The following is a 20,012-nucleotide window of genomic DNA, read 5'->3' on the forward strand; positions in this document are numbered from 1 at the left end:
TGATCCGATGAATATTCGCTGTGTGCAGGAAGCGATCTTCGGGGAGGACGTCGGATACATGCGGCGCAACAAGCTGGGAAACAGTGCGGTCGAGGTCACTGAGCTGTCCTTCGGGGCGGCTGCCATCGGCAATCTCTTCAGCGCCGTGGAGCCCGCGCAGGCCGCGGCCGCCGTCGACGCCGCCTGGGACGAGGGCGTCCGCTACTTCGACACCGCGCCCCACTACGGGCTCGGCCTCTCCGAGCGACGGCTCGGCGAGGCCCTGCGCGCCCGGCCCCGTGACGCGTACGTCCTGTCCACCAAGGTGGGCCGGGTGCTCGACCCGCTGCCCGGCGGCGGGGCCGCCGCGTCCGAATCGCTCTCCGAGGGCTTCGCCGTCCGCGACACGCACCGCAGGCGCTGGGACTTCAGCGCCGCCGGTGTCCGCCGCAGCATCGAGGACAGCCTGGAACGCCTCGGGCTCGACCGCATCGACATCGCCTACCTCCACGACCCCGACGACCACGCGGAAGCCGCTTTCGGCGAGGCCTACCCGGAACTGGAGAGGCTGCGGGCCGAAGGCGTCATCGGGGCCATCGGCGCCGGCATGAACCAGACCGCGATGCTCACCCGCTTCGTCGTCGAGACCGACGTCGACGTGGTCCTCTGCGCCGGTCGCCACACCCTCCTCGACCAGTCGGCCCTGACCGATCTGCTGCCGGCTGCCGCCGCCCGCGGCCGCAGCGTCGTCGTCGGCGGCGTCTTCAACTCCGGCCTCCTCGCCGACCCGCGCCCCGGCGCCACGTACGACTACGCCGCCGCGCCCCTGAGCCTCCTCGACCGGGCACTGCGCCTGAAGGCCGTCACCGAGGGCCACGGTGTGCCGCTGCGCGCCGCCGCCCTGCACTACCCGCTCGCCCACCCGGCGGTCGCCGGCGTACTGGTCGGCACGCGTTCCCCTGACGAGGTGCGCGACGCCGCCGCGCTGCTCCGCCGGGAGATCCCCGACGCCCTCTGGGACGACCTGCGCGCCGAGGGCCTGCTGACCGAGAACGGACACTGACATGCGTATCGCCCTGCACACCAAGGTCCGCGCGGACCGCATAGCCGAGTACGAGGCCGCGCACCGCGAGGTCCCGGCCGAGCTGACCCGCGCGATCCGGGCGGCGGGAGCCACCTCCTGGACGATCTGGCGCAGCGGCACCGACCTGTTCCACGTCATCGAGTGCGACGACTACGCCCGGCTCCTCGCCGAACTGGAGCAGCTCCCCGTCAACGTCGCCTGGCAGGCCAGGATGGACGGACTCCTCGACGTGGCACACGACTACTCGTCCGACGGTGCCGAAGCGGGTCTCCCCGTCGCCTGGGAGCTGTGAGATGACCGGCCGGCCCCGCATCGTCGACGCCCACCACCATGTGTGGGACCTCGCGGAACGCGACCAGGACTGGATCACCGGCGAGGAACTGGCGCCTCTGCGACGCGACTTCACCCTCTCCGACCTGGAGCCGGAGGCCCGGGCCAACAGTGTGTGCGCCACCGTGCTCGTCCAGACCGTCACCGTCCCGGAGGAGACGCCCGAGTTCCTGGCGCTGGCCGGCAGCAGTGATCTGGTCGCCGGCGTCGTGGGCTGGACCGATCTCACCGCCCCGGGCATCTCCGACACCCTGGCCGCCCTGCGCGAGCTGCCCGGCGGCGACCGGCTCGTCGGGCTGCGCCACCAGGTCCAGGGCGAACCCGATCCCCGATGGCTGCTGCGCGAGGACGTCCTGCGTGGCCTGGCCGCCGTCGCCGATGCCGGACTCGTCTACGACCTGCTGGTACAGCCCCACCAGCTGCCCGCCGCCGTCCGGGCCGCCGAACTGCTGCCCGGGCTCACCTTCGTCCTCGACCACGCCGGCAAGCCGCCGGTCGCCACCGGGGAACTGCACCCCTGGGCCGACGACGTGCGGGCGCTCGCCGCCCTCCCCAACACCGCGTGCAAACTCTCCGGCCTGGTCACCGAGGCGGACCCGCACAACTGGACCGTCAAGGACCTGCGCCCGTACGCCGGCACCGTCCTCGACGCCTTCGGACCCGGCCGGCTGATGTTCGGGTCGGACTGGCCGGTGTGCCGGCTCGCGGCGACGTACACCGAGGTCGTCGAGACCGCACTCGTACTCCTCGACACCCTCGCCGAGGACGAGCGGGACGCCGTCCTCGCCACCACCGCCCAGCGCGTGTACGGCCTCCGGTAGGCGCCGGGGCGACGGCTGCGGCAGGCTGGGAACCATGCCCGAACTGCCGGAAGTCGAAGCCCTGCGGGTCTTCCTCGACGACCACCTGGTCGGCAGGGAGATCGACCGAGTCCTGCCGCTCGCCATCAGCGTCCTGAAGACGTACGACCCACCGCTCACCGCCCTGCACGGCGGTACGGTCACCGGTGTCCGGCGGCACGGCAAGTTCCTCGACATCGCCGTCGGCCCGCTGCACCTGGTCACCCACCTCGCCCGGGCCGGCTGGCTGCACTGGAAGGACAGCTTCCCCGCCACCCCGCCGCGCCCCGGCAAGGGCCCCCTCGCGCTGCGTACCGTTCTCACCGGTGGCGACGGCTTCGACCTGACCGAGGCCGGGACCACCAAACGCCTCGCCGTCCACCTGGTCCACGATCCGGCCGAGGTCCCAGGTGTGGCCCGGCTGGGGCCCGATCCGCTCGACCCGTCCTTCGACCGGGACGCGTTCGCCGCGCTGCTCGACGGGGAACGGCGCCAGATCAAGGGGGCCCTGCGCGACCAGTCGCTCATCGCCGGCATCGGCAACGCCTACAGCGACGAGATCCTGCACGTCGCGAAGATGTCGCCGTTCAAACTCACCGCACACCTCACCGACGACGAGATCACCCGGCTCCACGCCGCCCTGCGCACCACGCTGGACGAGGCCGTCGCCCGCTCCAGCGGACTGGCGGCGGGACGGCTCAAGGCCGAGAAGAAGAGCGGCATGCGGGTCCACGGGCGCACCGGTCAGGCCTGCCCGGTCTGCGGGGACACCATCCGAGAGGTGTCCTTCAGCGACTCCTCGCTCCAGTACTGCCCGACCTGTCAGACGGGCGGCAAGCCCCTGGCGGACCGCCGGCTCTCCAAGCTGCTCAAGTAGGAGGGTCCGTTCCGGCGGATCATGGAGTGATCCTCAGCGCGTGAGCCGCAGCAGCCGCCGCCCCGCCGCCGTACGCACCTCGAACCCCGCGATGGCTTCGGGCCGGAGCGCCGCGCCGCCGCTCATCCGGACCGGGTCCGCCCCGGCGCCGGCCGACGACCAGGTGGCGACGGTCTCCTCGTCGCCGTCCCGCCCCACCGCGACCAGGGAGCACACACCGGGATCCGGCACCCCCGCCACCTCCAGGCCGACATCGGCACCCCACTCCCGCGCCCCCGCCGTCACGACGGCCGTCATCCCGGAACCCCGGTCCGCGCCCGCCCACCGCTCCGCCTCCCGCTCCCCGCCGGGCACCGCGAACGGCACCCCGGCAGCCAGCACCACAGCCGCCACTGCCAGCCGCCGGCGCCGCGTCCTGCGCCGCCCGGCCGCCACCGCCCGGGTGGCCCGCCGCACCAGCCCGGGACCGGCCCGCACCACGGCATCGACGCCCGGCGGCGTCAGCCGGGCGTACCGCTGCAGGACGGTCGTCACCCCGCCGAGCTCCACCACCCCGCCCGCGCACAGGGGACAGCGCTCCAGATGCTCCTCGAAACGGAAGGCGTCGGCGGCGCCGAGCAAGCCCAGGGCGTAGGCCCCGACATCGCGGCGGTGTTGCGGGTTGCACATGCCGTCCCGTACGGAAACAGCCCGTGAATCACTCAGCACACCCCCCTGCAACCCGCGGTGGAGGCCCTAAACTCCGGCCTCATGCTCCGCGTACTCGCCGTCGACGACGAAGAACCCGCCCTGGAGGAACTGCTGTACCTCCTGCGCGCCGATCCCCGGATCCGCAGCGCCGAGGGAGCCACCGGGGCCACCGAGGCGCTGAGGCGCATCGGCGGAGCCGTCGAGGCCGGACCCGAGGACCCCGCCGCCATCGACGTGGTCTTCCTCGACATCCACATGGCGGGCCTCACCGGACTCGATGTCGCCCAGCTGCTGGCCGGGTTCGCCGCACCCCCGCTCATCGTCTTCGTCACCGCCCACGAGGGCTTCGCCGTGCACGCCTTCGACCTCAAGGCCGTCGACTACGTCCTCAAACCCGTACGCCGCGAACGCCTCGCCGAAGCGGTGCGCCGTGTCGCCGAACAGGTGGGCGAGCGCTCCGCACCCGCCCACGACACCGCACACGACCAGATACCCGTCGAACTGGGCGGTGTCATCCGGTTCATCCCGATCGACGACATCGCGTACGCCGAGGCCCAGGGCGACTACGCCCGGCTGCACACCGCCACCGGCAGCCACCTCGTCCGCGTCCCCCTGACCACCCTGGAGGAACGCTGGCGCAGCCGAGGATTCGTCCGCATCCACCGCCGCCACCTCGTGGCGCTCGGCAGGATCGACGAACTGCGCCTGGACGCCGGCAGCATGAGCGTGCGCATCGGCACCGCGGAGCTCGCCGTCAGCCGCCGCCACACCCGCGCGCTGCGCGATCTGCTGATGCGGCAGACCGGCCGCTGACCAGCGTCTACCCGCGCCCGGACCCCTTCCCAGCGGGTCGGGTGCTGCGTACACTCCGGCCCCATGTCCGCAGAGCCAACGCCCCGGCGTGAAGTGGTGACGGGGGAGCCCCGCCGGGTGCGTCCGCTGCCGCGTTACCGCACCCAGTCGGAGATCGACGAGCAGACCGCACTGGGCGGCGCCTACGTCCGCTCGCTGATGCGCAGCCAGCTGCGCGCCGGACTCACCGCCTTCACCGCCCTCGCCGTCGTCGTCGGCACCCTGCCCCTGGTCTTCGAGGCCCTGCACAGCTCCGCCGTCGTCTGGGCCGTCCTCGGATTCGCCGCCTATCCGCCGCTGACGCTCCTCGCCTGGTGGTACGTGCGCCGGGCCGAGCGCAACGAGCGCGACTTCGCCCGCCTCGTGGAAGGCCGCCCCGCACAGTGAGCCGCACGTACGCGGTGGCGGCCGTCGCCGCCGTCGTTCTCGCCACCGTCCTCGTCGGCGGCTTCGGGCTGCGCATCTCCCGTACCACCTCCGACTTCTACGTCGCCTCGCGCACCGTACGGCCCCGCCTCAACGCTGCCGCGATCAGCGGCGAGTACCTCTCCGCCGCGTCCTTCCTCGGCATCGCAGGTCTGGTCCTCGTCCACGGGCCCGACATGCTCTGGTACCCGGTCGGCTACACCGCCGGCTATCTGGTGCTGCTGGTCTTCGTCGCCGCGCCGCTGCGCCGCTCGGGGGCGTACACCCTGCCCGACTTCGCCGAGGGGCGGCTCGAGTCCCGGCAGGTGCGCCGGCTCGTCAGCGTGCTCGTCGTCGGCGCCGGCTGGCTCTACCTCGTTCCGCAGCTCCAGGGCGCCGGACTCACCCTCAAGATCCTCACCGGGGCGCCCGGCTGGCTCGGTGACGTCCTCGTGGCGTCCGTGGTCGTCCTCGCCGTCGCCGCGGGCGGCATGCGCTCCATCACCTTCGTGCAGGTCTTCCAGTACTGGCTCAAGCTGACCGCCCTCCTCGTTCCCGCGATCTTCCTGGTGCTGGCCTGGCAGGGGGACGGGCGCCCCCGCGTCACCTTCGACGAGCAGCTGTCCGTCTTCCGCGCCGACCACCCGCTGTACGCCACCTACGGCCTCATCGTCGCCACCTTCCTCGGCACCATGGGCCTGCCGCACGTCGTCGTCCGCTTCTACACCAGTCCCAACGGCCGCGACGCCCGTCGCACCACCGTCGCCGTCCTCGCCCTGATCGGCGTCTTCTATCTGCTGCCACCCGTCTACGGAGCCCTGGGCCGGCTGTACGCACCCGAGCTCATCCGGGGCGGCGACGCGGACGCCGCCGTACTGCTGCTCCCCGGCCGGGTCATCGGCGGGCTCGGCGGCGACCTGCTCGGCGCGCTCATCGCGGGCGGCGCCTTCGCCGCGTTCCTGTCGACCGCCTCCGGGCTGACCATGGCCGTCGCCGGAGTCATCACCCAGGACGTCCTTCCCTCGCGCGGAGTACGGCACTTCCGGCTGGCAACCGTCCTCGCCATCTCCGTCCCGCTGGCCGGTTCGCTGATCGTCAGCCGGGTTCCGGTCGCCGACTCGGTGGGGATGGCGTTCGCCGTGTCGGCGTCGTCCTTCTGCCCGCTGCTGGTCCTCGGCATCTGGTGGCGCCGGCTCACCCCGCCCGGCGCGGTGGCCGGACTCGTCCTGGGCGGCGGTTCAGCGCTGCTCTCCGTCGCCATCACCGTCAGCGGGGCGGTGCGCCCGCCCGGCTGGCCGCACGCCCTGCTCGCCTGGCCCGCCGTCTGGTCCGTGCCCGTCGGCTTCCTCGCCATGATCCTGGTCTCGCTCGCCACGCCGGGCCGGATCCCCGCCGGGACCAACGCCGCGATGAGCCGCTTCCACCTGCCCGAGGCACTGACCGCCGGGAGGCACCGGTGACCGGGGCCGGATACGCCGTCATCGTGCTCCTCGCCCTGCTGCTGTTCGGCGGCGGCCTGCTGACCGGCCGGCGCACCGCGCGCCCGGTCCGCACCAGCGACGTCGGCACACCCGTCGAACACGCCACGTTCGAGACCCTGCACACCGCCTCGCTCGCCGCGCCCCCGCTGCGCGCCGGACTGACCGAGGAGAGCGCCCGCAGGTCGGCCCGCCGGCTCCGCTCGCTGCTCGGCACCGACGCCCTGTGCCTCACCGACCGCGACCGGGTCCTGGTCTGGGACGGCGAGGGCGACCACCACGGCCGGCACGTCATGGAGGAGGTGGGGGACCTCCTCGCCAGTGGACGCGGGACCGCCTTCCGCAGCGAGTGCGACGACCTGGACTGCCCGCTGCGCTGGGCCGTCGCCGTGCCGCTCACCGTCGACCACCGGGTCCTCGGCACGCTGATCGCCTACGCCCCCCGCGAGTCCGCCGTCCTGGCGAGGGCAGCGGGCGAGGTCGCCCGCTGGGTCTGCGTACAACTGGAACTCGCCGAGCTCGACCGCTCGCGCACTCAGCTCATCGAGGCCGAGATCAGGGCCCTGCGCGCGCAGATCTCCCCGCACTTCATCTTCAACTCACTCGCCGCCATCGCCTCGTTCGTCCGCACCGACCCCGAACAGGCCCGCGAGCTCCTTCTGGAGTTCGCCGACTTCACCCGCTACTCGTTCCGCAGCCACGGCGACTTCACCACCCTCGCCGACGAACTGCACTCCATCGACCAGTACCTGGCCCTCGTCAGGGCCCGGTTCGGCGAACGCCTCTCGGTCACCCTCCAGGTCGCCCCCGAGGTGCTGCCCGTCGCCCTGCCGTTCCTCTGCCTCCAGCCCCTGGTAGAGAACGCCGTCAAGCACGGACTCGAAGGCGCCGTCACCTCCAGCCGCATCACCATCAGCGCCCTGGACGCCGGCTCCGAGGCCGAGGTCGTCATCGAGGACGACGGCACGGGCATGGATCCGGAACGGCTGCGTCACATCCTGCGCGGCGAGGGCGGCAAGTCCACCGGCATCGGACTGCTCAACGTCGACGAACGGCTGCGCCAGGTGTACGGGGACGACTACGGGCTCGTCATCGAGACGGGCATCGGCGCCGGCATGCGCATCACCGTGCGGCTGCCGAAGTACCGTGCCGGGGTGCACGGTTCCTGAAACGTGCCGGTGGGGTGCGGCCAGGACTCAGTACAGGTGGATCGCCAGATGTCCCAGCGGCAGCCCCAACTGCCAGGCAGGCGTCCACACCTGGACGGCGTCCTGCCCGTCCGGTTCCTCCCGGCCGGCGGGGGCCTCCCACGGCAGCGGGCCGAGCGCGTCGAGGTCGGCCGCCAGTAGCTCGGTCTCCTCCAGCCACCGCCAGGCGGCCCGCGCCAGCGTCAGGTCGGGGCCCGCGCCGCCGGGCGCCGCCGCCAGGGCGTCGAGGCGCTCGCACACCCAACGGCGCCAGGGTGTCCCGTACGCCGTCAGCAGCCGGAGCTCGTCCATCCGGGTGGCGGGCAGCGCCTCGGCCACCGCACCGTCGGAGAGGAACACGGTCAGGGCGAGCGCATCGCGCCCCGCCCGGTACTCCAGGGTCGCCGGCTCCATCAGGTCGCCGGTCCGCAGCAGTTCTTCGGCGATGTACTCCGCGTACATCCAGGCCATCGGGATCAGCAGCCCGCCCCCGTCGGCTCCGTCATGACGTTCCGGACGCATCCCGTCTCGCCTCTTTCCGTTCTCGGGGCCGGGCCGGGGGCTGCCCGGCGGACCGGGGCCCGACCGGCCCCACACGCAGCATTGAACCGGGAGAGCGCGCCCCGCGTGGCCAGAAGGACAGGATCCGTCGGACCCGATCCGTCACAGACATGAGGTTGCGATGACCGCCGACCCAGGGGAGGGACCGCACATGCGGCAGTTGCTCGGCGCCTACGTCCTGGACGCGCTTCCGGCCGCGGAGGCGCGCACCGTCGCCCGGCATCTCCAGAGCTGCGACCGCTGCGCCGCCGATTACGTGGCACTCGCGGAGGCGGCGGCCCTGCTGCCGCTGCTCAGCGAGGAGGACCTGCTGGAGTAGCCGGGCAGGTTACGGGAGAGCAGGCGCAGCGCGTAGTAGGAGCGGGACTTCACCGTGCCGGCGGGTATCCCGAGCACCTCGGCGGTTTCTCCCACGCTCAGCCCCCGGAAGTAGATCTGGACGAGCACGGCCCGGTGCTCCGGGCTGAGGGTGCGCACCGCCTCCCGCACATCGAGCGCGGCGACCGCGGACTCCGCGGTGTCCTCCCGGCCCGGGGCGCTCTCCAGCACCGCGTCGCTGACCTCGGCCGGCCGGGCCAGTCGCGATCTGCGGGCGTCGATGGCCAGCCGGCGCCCGACCGTGAACAGCCAGGGCCGCATCGACTCGTACGGGCCGTCGAAGGCCTCCGGGTGCTGCCAGGCCCGCACCAGCGTCTCCTGGACGAGATCCTCGGCCCGCTGCCGGTCGCCGAACGTCAGGCCGAGCAGGAAGTGGAACAGGGCGGGGCCGTGCTCACACTGCAGATCCGCGAGTGCCCGCTCATCGGTCGTCGTCGTGGTCATGGTGAACGCCCTTCCCCGCGGAGGTCCCTGCCGCCTCGCTGCTGACTGGCGTATACGAACGCATTCACGCCCCGGGGGACAGAACAAACGCCGCTCCGTGCGATGAGCGGTCGCACGGAGCGGCGAATGGTGCGGTGAACGGTCGGACGGCAGGGGAGCGGGGCGGGGGGAGGGAGGCAGCGCCGGACCTACGGGACCACGGTGACGGGCCAGCGCCCGGCCTTCACCAGGCGTACGGCCACCGAGCCGATGAACCGGTGCCCCGCCGATTCGGACGCGCCCACGACGACAGCGTCCGCCTTGAGTTCGTCCGCCGCCGTCACCAGCCCGTTGTACGGATCACCGCGGAAGGTGTGGAACTCCCAGCGCACATCCCATATGTCCTTCATCCGCTCCGTCGACTCCCGGATCTCGTTGACCAGGCCCTCGGCGACATCTCCGGTCGCATCGCCGACCGGCGCACCGAGTGCGGCGCCCGCCGTCAGCACGGGCTGGACATAGACGAGAGCGAGCATGGCCCGCTGTCTACGGGCGAGGCCTGCGGCATACGCCGCGGCGCGCATGGAGGAATCGGAACCGTCGAGGCCCGCGACGATCACTTTGGGGCCGTCTGTGCCACGTTCGAACTGGTGGGGCTGCTGGTCTGTCACGGCAGTGAGGCTATCGGCTCCACCGGACGGACCCGGTCCGGGCTCCCGAGTGCCCCGGCGCGCTGCTGCCGGATGCGTGGACGCGCTCCCTCCATTGGGTGCAAAACCCTCCGTGACCGGTGTCGTTGAGAGGGGTGACAGAGCGGATGTGCGAGCAGTTGGTCATGAAGAATGATCAGATGCCGCCGACGCGCAGAACGCTGCTGAGGCTGGCTGCCGGGCTGGGCGCCGCCACTGTCGTGCGCCTGGTCGCGGCGGACTCCGCGGGTGCCCCGTTCCGGCGTCCCGCGCCGCCGTCGGCCGTCGCGGCCGGTCCGCAGGCAGCCGCCCTGCGGACCCGGCCGCTGGCCTACCGTCTGAGGCCCATGACCGCGAACAACCCGCCCCGCTACCGTCCGGCGGCGCCACCGGTCCGCACCCGGCCGTTCGAGGAACTGCCCGACATCGGCCGGGCCATGGTGCTGAGCTTCGATGACGGACCGGATCCGCTCTACACCCCGCACATCCTGGACACGTTGCACAAGCACGACGTACGGGCCATGTTCTTCCTCTGCGGGGAGATGGCCCACGACAACGAGGACCTGGTACGCAGGATCGCCGACGAGGGGCATACCGTCGGCAACCACTCGTGGACCCATCCGCTGGTCACCAATCTCTCCCGGGCAGGCATCACCGACGAGCTGGGCCGCACCAGCGACGTGATCGAGAAGATCACCGGTGCTCCGCCGCTCTGGTACCGGGCGCCCTACGGGGCCTGGAACCGGAACTCGTTCGAGATCGGGGCCGCGCTGGACATGGAGCCGATGGCCTGGACGGTGGACACCCTGGACTGGACCGTACCGGGCACCGACAGCATCGTCCGCCGGGTCAGGGACGGTGCGGCCCCCGGGGTCGTGGTGCTCTCGCACGACGCGGGCGGCAACCGTTCGCAGAGCGTTGCCGCGCTGCGCCGCTATCTGCCGGAGCTGCTGGACGACGGGTACCGGATCACGGTGCCGCAGCGCCGCTGAGGTGTGCGACGGCTGCTGCCGGGGGCGCCGGCCCCCGGCAGCAGCGGTCAGCGGGTTTCGACCAGGCGGGCGAAGGCCACCACGTTGCCGTCGTAGCCGTTGGCCTTCGTGTATCCACCGCCGCAGGTGATGACCCGCAGTTCTGCCTGTCCCGTGTCGCCGTACACGCGGGCACCGGGAAAGTCGTTCTTGGCGAAGACCTCGACGCCGTAAACCTCGAACACCGCGACCCGGTCGTCACTGCGGGTGACCTCGACGCGGTTGCCCTTCTTCAAGGAGCCCAGCCCGTAGAAGACGGCGGGTCCCGCCTGGTTGTCGACGTGGCCGACGACGACGGAGGTTCCGAGCTGTCCCGGCGCGATGCCGTTCTGGTACCAGCCGGCCAGGTTGGGGTCCTGCGGGGGCGGTGTCTCGATCCAGCCGTTCTTGTCGAGGTTCACATCGACGACCGGTGCGTCGACCCCGATCGACGGGATGGCCACGCGTGCGACGGGCGCGTACGCGAGTGGCTTCACCGCCGGTCCGGCCACCGGGGCCCCCGGGACGACCTTCTGGTGGCCCACCGAGGTGGCGGCGACCGGCTGCGGCGGGCCGGGTGAGAGGTCCGTGCCGTTCCGCATCAGCGCGAGACCGGTGAGCATCGCCAGCGCGAGTGCGCCCCACGGCGAGTGTCTGATCCGTTCGGGGTGCCAGTTGTCCCGGCCCATGGTTCTCCCTTCGTCGCGACGAGGGGAACGCTAGGCGCGGGGCGGCCGCGCGGCATTCAGGGAAGTGCGAACGGGTGGCGACGACTCGGCGGGCCGCACATCGGAGTAGTAGCCGGATAAAAGTTCTGACGGTCTGTGACCTGCGAGTCCATCAGGGCCACGGCTGTTTGCGCGGTGTGTCGGATCACCGGGGTGGAGCAGTCCCGAAATGCGGTGGATCAAGGATCTGGTGAGGGTTCGTCATGGGAGGCGTTCTCGTCGATCCATCCCGGTGCACAGGGCTCCGGGGCGCTTCCCACTGGAGGTTCGAACGATGCGTGCTACACGCGCTCTCGTTGTCGCCGCGACCGCCGTCGCCGCTCTCGGGCTCGGTGCCCCGATGGCCGCAGCCGGTGGAGACGTCGGGAACGGGCAGAACAACGGCAACAGCCAGAACGACTGGAACGACCCGGGCGACTGGGACAACGGAGACGGGAACGGCAACGGGAACGGGAACGGCAACGGGAACGGCAACTGGAACGGGAACGGGAACGGCAACGGGAACGGGAACGGGAACGGCAACGGGAACGGGAACGGGAACGGCAACGGGAACGGGAACGGGAACGGGAACGGCAACAACGGTCCGAACAACGTGACCGTCGATCCCGAGCGCGTGCACCAGGGCGCTGCGATGCAGGTCAGCGCCGAGGGCTGCGGCCGGGGCGGCAGCGTCTCGTCCAACGCGTTCCGGACCACGCGGCTCTCGGCCGGCCGGGTCGGCCACGCCAGGGTCCGGATCCTCAACGACGCGACGCCCGGCTCCTACAACCTGACGGTGCGGTGCGACGGCACCGACCGTACGGCCGGACACCGCTTCACCGTGCTCAACAGCCGGGGCGCCCAGGGCGGCTTCGGCGGCTCGATGGCCGCGAGCCCGGCGGAGATGGGTGTCGGCGCGGGCCTGGTCGCTTCGGCGGCCCTCGGCGGAGGCATGTACATCATGCGCCGCCGGAGGATGAGCCATGGGGCGATCTGACCGTAGAGACGCTCCCGCCGGCCCGATAACCAAAGTCGCCCCGAGTCCTCCAAGAGGACCCGGGGCGACTTTCGTTCCGCCGGCGGTGCCGGTCAGTGCGAGCGGCTCTCCTTACGCCGCCGCACCACGAAGACGGTGCCGGCTGCGGCGGCCACGGCCAGCGCGGTGCCGGCCACGATCTTGCCGGAGTTCATGCTGTCGATGCTGCCGCCGAGACCGCCCTGAACACCGGCCGGGGAGGCCGTGGACACCGCGGAGTTCGTCGAGCTCGTGGTGGGTGTGCTCGTGGCGGCGCTGATCGTGAGGTTCACCTTGGCCGTGGAGCTCGGCGAGGTGTTGCAGGTGAACGTCACCTCATAGACGGCGCCCGGCTTGGCGTCCCAGTCGACCGTTGCCCTGCCGCTGCCGTCCTTGGGAATGGTCACGGTGTCGAACACCCCCGAGGACGCCGTGGCCGTGGTGGAGCACGCCTTGGCCGCCAGGGTGACCTGGCCGCCTGGTGCGATCACCGAAGGCGTGACGGTGTACCCGGTCCCGCTGTTCGACGGACCGCCCGTGGTAGCGGCATACGCGGTCACAGCCGGGGCGGTCAGGGCGAGTGCTGCGGCGCCGAGCAGAGCGACGGGGGTGACACGTATTGCGCGCATGGTGAATCCTCCGGGTCCCCGAGGAGCAGCTGCGGAACGGTTTTCCACAAAGCATCAGAAATGCACCTCGATACGGGCAACGCTAGAAGTGGTGCATTTCGCCCGCGATCGGGGTCCGGCGAATGGGGCACCGGTGTCCCCCGGGCGGCGCACCGCCGGGGGACGGGCGCTCCTATCCGTCCGCCGCGCCGGGGAACAGATCGAGGAATGGTGCGGCGGTGGCTGAGATGCCCCGGCCGAAGGGGGAGTCGAAGTCCCAGATCAGAAAGAGGAGGAAGGCGATCAGCACACTGAAGAGGCCGGCCAGCAGGAGTTCGCGGAACGTACGCCGGATCTGCAGGGTGAAGATCAGCCCCACCGTCACCAGCGCCCCCGTGATCAGTCCGAACCAGACGACGCCCGGCATCGTGGCCCCGGCGCTCTGCCCCCGGGCATTGCGGGCGTCGTCGGCCGCGGCGACCTGGTCGACGAGCGGCTGATAGGCCTGCCCTTCGTGGTCCGTTTTCGGCTGGTATTCCGTGACGTCGGCGCGCACCCGGCCGAGGAGCTCGGCGCCCCGGTCGCTGAGCGTGCCGTGCCGGCTCATGGTCCGCCATTCGTCGTGCACGACGTGGCTCACGTAGGCGTCGACGTCTGCGCGGATCCGGCTACGGACCTCGGCCGGGTAGACGGACGAGCGTGCGCTGACCTCGTGCAGCGCCTGGGCCTCCTGGCGTACGTACTCCTGGGCGGCGCCGCGCCCCTCCCATACGCCCGCGATGGCCAGGCCCAGCACGATCGCGTAGACCACTCCGATCATCATTGTCATGTACTCGATGACGTCAGGGGTTTCGGACGGGTCGTCGTCCTCGGGCAGCCGGCGGTTGTTGAGTACGGCGATGGTCAGCACGACGGTGCTGGCCGCGGCCATGGCGAGGGTGAGAACCAGCCATTCCGACATGAGTGCCTCCGGAGGTCATCGGGAACGGGGCCGCAGTACGGCGACGGCGAACACTGCGGGGGCTGTGATCATCAAGGTGAGCGTGACCAGGGAGGTATGGCGTTCCGGTGCCTTCCGTACGGGTCTGCGGTACGAGGGAAGTGCCACGGGCGCGGGGGGCGCCGGGCGGGCGGACGGGGAAGGCGTGGGTGACGGGGGCGGGGTGGGCGGTGGAGGTGACGGGGGAGGGGGCGGTGCGGGTGCGGGCACGGGTGGTGGCGGAGGGGGCGGTGGCGGTGGAGGCGGTGGAGGCGGGGGAGGTGGAGGGGGTGGCGGAGGAGGCGGGGGCTTCGGTTTCGGCTTCGGGGCCGGCGGGGGCGCGGGCTCGGGTTCCGGCCCTGCGTGGCAGGTGCCGTCGCCGCTGTCCGCCACCGCCGAACTGCCGTTGCCGTCATCGATCGAGGCATACGCGCAGTTGTCGGCCACCGCCGGCGCCGGGGCGGTCAACAGCCAGGTGAGCGCGACGGCTGCGGTGAGCCGCCCTATGAGTGATCCGTACACGACGGGGAGCATGTACCGGGCCGCGGCCGGGCACGCCGGACACCCGCCGGATTCCCCTGATGGAGGGGACCTGGGGTGCTCGGTGTTTGCGGCTCCGGAAGAATCTGCGTACGCATTGAACAAAGAACGGCCCGGCGCCCGTACTTAGGGCCATGAACGGCGCGCACCCGCGTCGCAACTGGCGGAAGTATCACGGGAGTTGACATGAACACCTGGCGAAACGCCTCGCTCGCGGTGACCGCGGTGACCCTGTTGGCGCTGACGACGGCGTGCGGTCAGGACAAGGGCACCGAGTCGCCCAACGGACAGAACGTGGGCAACGCGAGTCCGGCAGGCCAGGCCGCGGACAGCTACGGATCGGACAGCGGATACGGCTCCGATGCGGAGGCGGAGACCGCCTCGGCGAAGCAGGCCGGTCAGCTCGCGGTCTGGGACAGCAAGAAGCTCGGCAAGGTCGTGACGGACAGCGAGGGATTCACGCTCTACCGATTCGACAAGGACACCGCGAGCCCACCCAAGTCGAATTGCGAAGGCGACTGTGCGAAAGCCTGGCCGCCGGTCCCCGCGGGCAATGTCACCGCCGCAGCCGGGACCGATGCCGCTCTGATCGGGAAGGTCACCCGGACCGACGGTGCGCAGCAACTCACACTGGCCGGCTGGCCGATGTACCGGTACGCCAAGGACGCCGCGCCGGGCGACGCACAGGGGCAGGGAGTGGGTGGAACCTGGTTCGCCTCGGCGCCCGACGGCAAGAAGGCGGCGGTGAACGCCGACGGCCCTTCCGGCGCACAGCCGGCCGACCTCGCGGGACTCTCCGTGCGCAAGGATCCGGAACTCGGCGATATCGTCGTGGACAAGCGCGGCATGACGGTCTACCGGTTCAGGAAGGATGTCGCATGGCCGATGAAGTCGGCCTGCACCGGAGCCTGTCTCTCGAAGTGGCCGGTTGTCGCGCCTGTCGGGAAGAATGATGTGAAGGGTGTCACGACGAAGGGTTTTGTCACCTTCGACCGGCCCGACGGACTCAAGCAGCAGGCCGTCGACTGCTGGCCCATCTACACCTTCTCCGGGGACGTCAAACCCGGTGACACCAACGGTCAGGGCGTCGGAGGAACCTGGTACGCGGTGTCCCCCCAGGCGAAGTTGGTCGGTGCGTCGAAGTAGTTCCCGCGCGGTCCGCTCGCGTCGCCCCGTCGCCGTATGTCACAGGCAGCGACGGGGCGGTTGCACATGCCACGGGTGTGTGACCAATAACGGACCGCTAATTTCCGTTTCCGCTCGCTCTCCTGGCGGTGGGTCAGTAGCCTCTGGTCAATACTGACCATGAACATGGCCGGATCACCGAGGCGACTTGTTGGAGACATCGATGGAGCGTCCCGCCTGGGCACCGCAAGGCATTGACATTTCGGTGCCAAGCGTGTCCCGAATGTACGACTTCTATCTGGGCGGCTCGCACAATTTCGAGGTGGACCGGGAAGCGGCCCGCAAGGCCATGAAGTTCATGCCGGGACTTCCCAAGATCATGCAGGCGAACCGAGCCTTTATGCGCCGCGCCGTGCGCTACGCGCTGGACGAGGGCATCACGCAGTTCCTGGACATCGGTTCCGGGATACCGACCTTCGGAAACGTGCACGAGGTCGCCCAGACGATCGATCCGCAGGCCAAGGTGGCTTACGTCGATCACGATCCGGTAGCGGTCGCCCACAGCCAGGCCGTGCTCGAAGGCAATGACCGCGCGGTAATCGCCACCGCCGACCTGCGCCGGCCCGAGGAGATCCGCGACCACCCGGAGGTGTCCAAGCTCCTCGACCTGGACCGCCCGGTGGCCCTGCTGCTCGTCGCCGTACTCCACTTCGTCGAGGACGCCGACGACCCGCACGCGGCCGTCGCCGCCCTGCGCGACATCCTGGCCCCCGGAAGCCTGCTCGTCGTCACCCACGCCTCGTTCGAGGGGATTCCGTTGACGCGGGAGGAGGCCGGCGGCACGGTGGGGGTCTACAAGAAGATCCGCAGCCCGCTGGTCATGCGCTCGCGCGACGAGGTCGGCCGGTTCTTCGACGGCTACGAGATGGTCGAGCCCGGACTGGTGTCGATGCCGCGCTGGCGCCCGGAGAACCCCGCGGCGCAGGAGAACGATGACCCGTACGCCTTCTCGGGCTTCGCTGGAGTGGGACGCAAGGCGTGAGTATTCCCGCCCAGGCGTCCGGAGCCCCGGACGCGGAGCCGGACGGTCCCGAGGACCGGCTCCGGAGATTCGCCACGATCTGGAGCCGGGCGATCTTTCCGTCGACGGCCACCTCCATGACCCGGCCGGAGTTCGAGCAGCATCTGCTCCCACTGGCCCGTGCGCTCAGCGACACACTGCACGCCCGCCCCTTCGACCCGGCGCCCGCGAGCACAGTGGGCAGCGCCCTCGTCGCAGCGCACTGCACGGACCCGGACGCGCTCAGCTCCACGCTGAGTGTCGTCGACTCGTATCTGGTGCTCTACTGCGGAAGCAACGGCCCGGACGCGCTCTCGACGGAGGACAGCAGGTCCCGCTGCGCGCGGATCCAGCACGCGGTCGCGGGGGGCTTCTCCCAGGCACTGCGCGAGCGGACACTCGCCGAGCAGGAGGCGATCGCCCGCTCGGCGCTCACCGCACGCTCCCACGCCGAACAGGCACTGCATGCGACGGAGGCGCGCTTCAGGGCCGTCTTCAAGGACGCGGCCATCGGTATCGGGATCGCCGACCTGGACGGCAATGTGCTGGAGGTCAACGACACCCTCACCCGGATGTTCGGCGGACTCGAGAACCACGTCCTGAGTCACCGCGTCAACGAGTGGGTCCATCCGGAGGACTCCCCGCAGGTCTGGAAGTACTACAACGAGCTGGTCCGCGGCGAACGCGAGCACTACCGGGTCGAGAAGCCGTACTACCGCAACGACGGCACCGTCCTGTGGACCAATCTGACGGTGTCGCTGTTGCGCGACTCCGAGGGCCGGCCGGAGTACCAGCTGGCGCTGATGGAGGACACCACCGAGCGACGGCTGCTCAATCTGCGGCTGCGGTACGAGGCCACCCATGACGCGCTCACCGGCCTGCCGAACCGGACGCTCTTCTTCGAGCGTCTCGAGAAGGCGCTCTCGGCGGGTGACGGAAGCCGCTTCGGCCTCTGCTATCTGGACCTGGACGGCTTCAAGGCGATCAACGACAGCCTGGGCCACGCATCGGGCGACAGGCTGCTGGTCGAGGTCGCGGACCGGCTGCAGAGCTGCGCGACCGCACCCGGTGAGATGGTGGCGCGGCTGGGCGGCGACGAGTTCGTTGCGCTCACCACGGGCACCGACACCGAAGAGGAGGTCGACGAGCTGGCGTGCCGGATCCTCGGTGTGCTCGCCACGCCGATCCGGCTCGACGGGCGCGAGCTGACCGTTCGCGGGTCCATCGGAGTCGTCGAGGGACCCGCCGGCGAACGCAGCGCCGCGGAGGTGCTGCGCAGCGCCGACATCACGATGTACCGGGCCAAGTCCGCGGGCGGCAACCGCTTCGAGCTCGCCGACGCGGAGGCGGACGCCCGCGCGATCACCCGGCACGGTCTGACCACGGCGCTGCCGGCCGCACTGGAGCGCGGCGAGTTCTTCATCGAGTACCAGCCGCTCGTGCACCTCGACGACGGTTCGGTGCACGGCGCGGAGGCGCTGGTGCGCTGGTGCCACCCGCAGCACGGGGTGCTGGGGCCCGACCGGTTCATCGCGCTCGCCGAACACACCGGGCTGATCGTGCCGTTGGGCCGCTGGGTGCTGGAGGAGTCGGTGCGGCAGGCCAACTTCTGGCAGGAGCGGCACACCGACGGCGGTCCGCTGCGGATCAACGTCAACCTCTCGCCGGCCCAGCTGCACCACCCGCGGCTGGTCGCGGAGACCGTCAACATCCTGGAGCGCTCGGGTCTCGAAGCGGGGGCCCTGTGCCTGGAGGTCACCGAGTCGGCGCTCATCGGGGCGGACGAGGACCTGCTGAAGCCGCTGCGGCAACTGGCCGAGATGGGCGTCGACATAGCGCTCGACGACTTCGGTACGGGGTACTCCAACCTGGCGAACCTGCGGCGGCTGCCGGTGAGTGTGCTGAAGCTGGACCGTTCCTTCACCCAGGGGATGCAGCACCATCCGGCCGACCCGGTGGACCTGAAGATCGTCGAGGGGATCGTCTCGCTCGCGCACAGCCTGGATCTGGCCGTGACGGTGGAGGGTGTGGAGACGGGGGCCCAGGCGGAGCAGCTGCGGCAGCTGGGCTGCGACACTGCACAGGGCTGGTATTACGCGCGCCCCGGCGCGCCGGACCGGATCCATTCCCTGTTGCTGGCCGACGCGGTCTGAGGCGGTCGGTCCACCCGCATGTACCCGGCCGCGGGATCAAGCCCGTCCGGCGGCCGGGGGCGGAGTCCCCGCCCGGCTGGCCAGGAGTACCCGCTGCAGCTCCCGTGCCGCCCGTGGCGGAGCCACGTCGCTGCGGTGCGCCAGCGCGATGGTGCGGCGCAGCCCCGGCCGCGCCAGCGGCGTCGTCCGCAGGTCCCGGCCCGCCCGGGTCGCGACCATGCTCGGGACCACCGCGGCACCCAGGCCGGCGCGGACGAAGCCGAGTACGGCGTCCATCTCGCCGCCCTCCACCGTGAACGACGGTTCGAAGCCTTCGGCGCGGCAGGCGGCGACCGTGAGTTCGCGCAGGTCGTAGCCGTGCCGGAACATCACCAGTGGCTCACCCTGAAGATCCGCGATCCGGACACTGCCGCCCCGGCCGGGGCGCGGGCCGTCCGCCGAGGAGACCACCACCAGGTCCTCCTGGAGCAGCTCGACCGTGGTCAGCGCCGGTGAGGCCGCGGGCAGCGGCAGCACCACCAGGGCCAGATCGAGCGCGCCGCGCGCCAGTTCCCGTACCAGGTCGTGCGAACCGCCCTCCTCCAGCAGCAGCTGGATCCCGGGGTGCAGGTCGTGGAAGGCGCGCAGCACGTCGGGCAGCAGCCCCGTGCAGAGGCTGGGCGTCGCGCCCAGCCTGACCCGGCCGCGACGCAGCTGGGCCAGCTCCTGGACCTCGTGCCGTGCGGTGTCGGCGTCGGCCAGGATGCGCCGGGCGAGCGGCAGCAGCGCCTCGCCCGCGTCCGTCAGTGCGATGTTCCCCCGGGCCCGGCTGAACAGCTCGGCCCCCAGCTCGTTCTCCAGGGCTCTGATCTGCTGGGAGAGCGAGGGCTGCGAGACGTGCACCTCCTCCGCGGCGCGGGTGAAGTGCCGGGCCTCGGCGACTGCAACGAAATACATGAGCTGCTGGAATTGCATACACTCACCCTACCGCTGTCGATAGTCGAAGCCTATGGAGATGAGCTGTTCCATGTCTTGGACTGATCGGGCCTTTCGGCCCTAGCGTC

The 20,012-nt window shown here is 71.1% G+C and carries 22 protein-coding genes; 14 read left to right on the forward strand and 8 right to left on the reverse strand.

From position 1 onward, the window contains the following. Window positions 1-58: 58 nt before the first annotated feature. From SH922_RS37470 to SH922_RS37485, 4 genes are read left to right on the forward strand one after another with little or no spacing between them, the layout of a single operon-like run. Entirely contained in the window at window positions 59-1,042 is a 984-nt protein-coding gene (locus SH922_RS37470; RefSeq protein WP_393063805.1) for an aldo/keto reductase, read from the forward strand. Window position 1,043: 1 nt separating this feature from the next. Beyond that, the gene (locus tag SH922_RS37475; RefSeq protein WP_393062986.1) at window positions 1,044-1,355 is read left to right on the forward strand and encodes an L-rhamnose mutarotase; all 312 of its coding nucleotides are present in this window, start codon (window positions 1,044-1,046) and stop codon (window positions 1,353-1,355) included. Between the two features lies 1 nt (window position 1,356). Further along, window positions 1,357-2,214: an amidohydrolase family protein gene (locus SH922_RS37480; protein WP_393062987.1), complete on the forward strand. Its 858-nt coding sequence runs from the start codon at window positions 1,357-1,359 to the stop codon at window positions 2,212-2,214. A 34-nt stretch (window positions 2,215-2,248) separates the two neighbouring features. Then, window positions 2,249-3,109: an Fpg/Nei family DNA glycosylase gene (locus SH922_RS37485; RefSeq protein ID WP_393062988.1), complete on the forward strand. Its 861-nt coding sequence runs from the start codon at window positions 2,249-2,251 to the stop codon at window positions 3,107-3,109. A 33-nt stretch (window positions 3,110-3,142) separates the two neighbouring features. On the opposite strand, the gene SH922_RS37490 is transcribed toward SH922_RS37485, so the two are convergent. Then, entirely contained in the window at window positions 3,143-3,778 is a 636-nt protein-coding gene (locus SH922_RS37490; RefSeq protein ID WP_393062989.1) for a zf-HC2 domain-containing protein, read from the reverse strand. Window positions 3,779-3,859: 81 nt separating this feature from the next. Between SH922_RS37490 and SH922_RS37495 the strand changes: the two genes are divergently transcribed. The 4 genes from SH922_RS37495 to SH922_RS37510 all read left to right on the forward strand — a co-directional run bounded on the left by SH922_RS37495 (window position 3,860) and on the right by SH922_RS37510 (window position 7,703). Continuing rightward, entirely contained in the window at window positions 3,860-4,612 is a 753-nt protein-coding gene (locus SH922_RS37495) for a LytR/AlgR family response regulator transcription factor (RefSeq protein ID WP_393062990.1), read from the forward strand. Between the two features lie 63 nt (window positions 4,613-4,675). Next, window positions 4,676-5,038: a hypothetical protein gene (locus SH922_RS37500; protein ID WP_350993119.1), complete on the forward strand. Its 363-nt coding sequence runs from the start codon at window positions 4,676-4,678 to the stop codon at window positions 5,036-5,038. Beyond that, window positions 5,035-6,516 carry a cation acetate symporter gene (locus SH922_RS37505; RefSeq protein WP_393062991.1) on the forward strand — a complete coding sequence of 494 codons (1,482 nt, stop codon included), beginning with the start codon at window positions 5,035-5,037 and terminating at the stop codon, window positions 6,514-6,516. Before SH922_RS37500 ends, SH922_RS37505 begins: the two co-directional genes overlap by 4 nt. Beyond that, a complete protein-coding gene (locus SH922_RS37510; protein ID WP_393062992.1) occupies window positions 6,513-7,703 on the forward strand; it encodes a sensor histidine kinase in 1,191 nt (396 codons plus the stop codon). The genes SH922_RS37505 and SH922_RS37510 overlap by 4 nt, the downstream gene beginning before the upstream one ends. A 27-nt stretch (window positions 7,704-7,730) precedes the next feature. Here the strand turns inward: SH922_RS37510 and SH922_RS37515 are convergent, their stop codons facing one another. Then, window positions 7,731-8,243 carry a hypothetical protein gene (locus tag SH922_RS37515; RefSeq protein ID WP_393062993.1) on the reverse strand — a complete coding sequence of 171 codons (513 nt, stop codon included), beginning with the start codon at window positions 8,241-8,243 and terminating at the stop codon, window positions 7,731-7,733. A 160-nt stretch (window positions 8,244-8,403) separates the two neighbouring features. Here SH922_RS37515 and SH922_RS37520 point away from each other — a divergent pair, with 160 nt between their 5' ends. Beyond that, window positions 8,404-8,601, forward strand: coding sequence for a zf-HC2 domain-containing protein (locus SH922_RS37520; RefSeq protein WP_393062994.1), 198 nt, complete (start codon window positions 8,404-8,406; stop codon window positions 8,599-8,601). On the opposite strand, the gene SH922_RS37525 is transcribed toward SH922_RS37520, so the two are convergent. Together SH922_RS37525 and SH922_RS37530 are read right to left on the reverse strand one after the other, a co-directional pair. Then, a complete protein-coding gene (locus SH922_RS37525; RefSeq protein ID WP_393062995.1) occupies window positions 8,535-9,104 on the reverse strand; it encodes a sigma-70 family RNA polymerase sigma factor in 570 nt (189 codons plus the stop codon). The genes SH922_RS37520 and SH922_RS37525 overlap by 67 nt on opposite strands. Before the next feature lie 188 nt (window positions 9,105-9,292). Beyond that, complete coding sequence (locus tag SH922_RS37530; protein WP_328897771.1) at window positions 9,293-9,754, reverse strand: universal stress protein; 462 nt, start codon at window positions 9,752-9,754, stop codon at window positions 9,293-9,295. Window positions 9,755-9,918: 164 nt separating this feature from the next. Here SH922_RS37530 and SH922_RS37535 point away from each other — a divergent pair, with 164 nt between their 5' ends. Beyond that, window positions 9,919-10,764, forward strand: a complete 846-nt coding sequence (locus tag SH922_RS37535; RefSeq protein WP_393062996.1) for a polysaccharide deacetylase family protein — start codon at window positions 9,919-9,921, stop codon at window positions 10,762-10,764. Window positions 10,765-10,811: 47 nt separating this feature from the next. Here the strand turns inward: SH922_RS37535 and SH922_RS37540 are convergent, their stop codons facing one another. After that, a complete protein-coding gene (locus SH922_RS37540) occupies window positions 10,812-11,471 on the reverse strand; it encodes a class F sortase (RefSeq protein ID WP_393062997.1) in 660 nt (219 codons plus the stop codon). Window positions 11,472-11,784: 313 nt separating this feature from the next. Between SH922_RS37540 and SH922_RS37545 the strand changes: the two genes are divergently transcribed. Then, window positions 11,785-12,486: a hypothetical protein gene (locus SH922_RS37545; protein WP_393062998.1), complete on the forward strand. Its 702-nt coding sequence runs from the start codon at window positions 11,785-11,787 to the stop codon at window positions 12,484-12,486. A gap of 92 nt (window positions 12,487-12,578) precedes the next feature. On the opposite strand, the gene SH922_RS37550 is transcribed toward SH922_RS37545, so the two are convergent. Continuing rightward, window positions 12,579-13,133, reverse strand: coding sequence for a hypothetical protein (locus SH922_RS37550; RefSeq protein WP_393062999.1), 555 nt, complete (start codon window positions 13,131-13,133; stop codon window positions 12,579-12,581). A 172-nt stretch (window positions 13,134-13,305) separates the two neighbouring features. Continuing rightward, window positions 13,306-14,073, reverse strand: a complete 768-nt coding sequence (locus SH922_RS37555; RefSeq protein WP_393063000.1) for a hypothetical protein — start codon at window positions 14,071-14,073, stop codon at window positions 13,306-13,308. Between the two features lie 744 nt (window positions 14,074-14,817). On the opposite strand from SH922_RS37555, the gene SH922_RS37560 reads away from it, so the two are divergent. The 3 genes from SH922_RS37560 (at window position 14,818) to SH922_RS37570 (ending at window position 18,969) form a co-directional block, all read left to right on the forward strand. Continuing rightward, window positions 14,818-15,777, forward strand: coding sequence for an SCO0930 family lipoprotein (locus tag SH922_RS37560; RefSeq protein ID WP_393063001.1), 960 nt, complete (start codon window positions 14,818-14,820; stop codon window positions 15,775-15,777). A gap of 202 nt (window positions 15,778-15,979) precedes the next feature. Then, window positions 15,980-16,798, forward strand: coding sequence for an SAM-dependent methyltransferase (locus tag SH922_RS37565; protein WP_393063002.1), 819 nt, complete (start codon window positions 15,980-15,982; stop codon window positions 16,796-16,798). Beyond that, the gene (locus SH922_RS37570) at window positions 16,795-18,969 is read left to right on the forward strand and encodes a putative bifunctional diguanylate cyclase/phosphodiesterase (protein WP_393063003.1); all 2,175 of its coding nucleotides are present in this window, start codon (window positions 16,795-16,797) and stop codon (window positions 18,967-18,969) included. The genes SH922_RS37565 and SH922_RS37570 overlap by 4 nt, the downstream gene beginning before the upstream one ends. Before the next feature lie 36 nt (window positions 18,970-19,005). Here SH922_RS37570 and SH922_RS37575 read toward each other — a convergent pair whose 3' ends face one another. Then, the gene (locus SH922_RS37575) at window positions 19,006-19,923 is read right to left on the reverse strand and encodes a LysR family transcriptional regulator (RefSeq protein ID WP_393063004.1); all 918 of its coding nucleotides are present in this window, start codon (window positions 19,921-19,923) and stop codon (window positions 19,006-19,008) included. Window positions 19,924-20,012: the final 89 nt, after the last annotated feature.

The organism is Streptomyces sp. LN549, assembly GCF_043203805.1.
Lineage (GTDB): Bacteria > Actinomycetota > Actinomycetes > Streptomycetales > Streptomycetaceae > Streptomyces.

Coding starts and splice junctions, on each gene's coding strand:
- SH922_RS37575 (WP_393063004.1), bottom strand. CDS start 19,923: ATGCAATTCCAGCAGCTCATGTATTTCGTTGCAGTCGCCGAGGCCCGG.
- SH922_RS37565 (WP_393063002.1), top strand. CDS start 15,980: ATGGAGCGTCCCGCCTGGGCACCGCAAGGCATTGACATTTCGGTGCCA.
- SH922_RS37490 (WP_393062989.1), bottom strand. CDS start 3,778: ATGTGCAACCCGCAACACCGCCGCGATGTCGGGGCCTACGCCCTGGGC.
- SH922_RS37535 (WP_393062996.1), top strand. CDS start 9,919: ATGAAGAATGATCAGATGCCGCCGACGCGCAGAACGCTGCTGAGGCTG.
- SH922_RS37500 (WP_350993119.1), top strand. CDS start 4,676: ATGTCCGCAGAGCCAACGCCCCGGCGTGAAGTGGTGACGGGGGAGCCC.
- SH922_RS37540 (WP_393062997.1), bottom strand. CDS start 11,471: ATGGGCCGGGACAACTGGCACCCCGAACGGATCAGACACTCGCCGTGG.
- SH922_RS37525 (WP_393062995.1), bottom strand. CDS start 9,104: ATGACCACGACGACGACCGATGAGCGGGCACTCGCGGATCTGCAGTGT.
- SH922_RS37470 (WP_393063805.1), top strand. CDS start 59: ATGCGGCGCAACAAGCTGGGAAACAGTGCGGTCGAGGTCACTGAGCTG.
- SH922_RS37475 (WP_393062986.1), top strand. CDS start 1,044: ATGCGTATCGCCCTGCACACCAAGGTCCGCGCGGACCGCATAGCCGAG.
- SH922_RS37495 (WP_393062990.1), top strand. CDS start 3,860: ATGCTCCGCGTACTCGCCGTCGACGACGAAGAACCCGCCCTGGAGGAA.
- SH922_RS37485 (WP_393062988.1), top strand. CDS start 2,249: ATGCCCGAACTGCCGGAAGTCGAAGCCCTGCGGGTCTTCCTCGACGAC.
- SH922_RS37555 (WP_393063000.1), bottom strand. CDS start 14,073: ATGTCGGAATGGCTGGTTCTCACCCTCGCCATGGCCGCGGCCAGCACC.
- SH922_RS37515 (WP_393062993.1), bottom strand. CDS start 8,243: ATGCGTCCGGAACGTCATGACGGAGCCGACGGGGGCGGGCTGCTGATC.
- SH922_RS37520 (WP_393062994.1), top strand. CDS start 8,404: ATGACCGCCGACCCAGGGGAGGGACCGCACATGCGGCAGTTGCTCGGC.
- SH922_RS37560 (WP_393063001.1), top strand. CDS start 14,818: ATGAACACCTGGCGAAACGCCTCGCTCGCGGTGACCGCGGTGACCCTG.
- SH922_RS37545 (WP_393062998.1), top strand. CDS start 11,785: ATGCGTGCTACACGCGCTCTCGTTGTCGCCGCGACCGCCGTCGCCGCT.
- SH922_RS37480 (WP_393062987.1), top strand. CDS start 1,357: ATGACCGGCCGGCCCCGCATCGTCGACGCCCACCACCATGTGTGGGAC.
- SH922_RS37550 (WP_393062999.1), bottom strand. CDS start 13,133: ATGCGCGCAATACGTGTCACCCCCGTCGCTCTGCTCGGCGCCGCAGCA.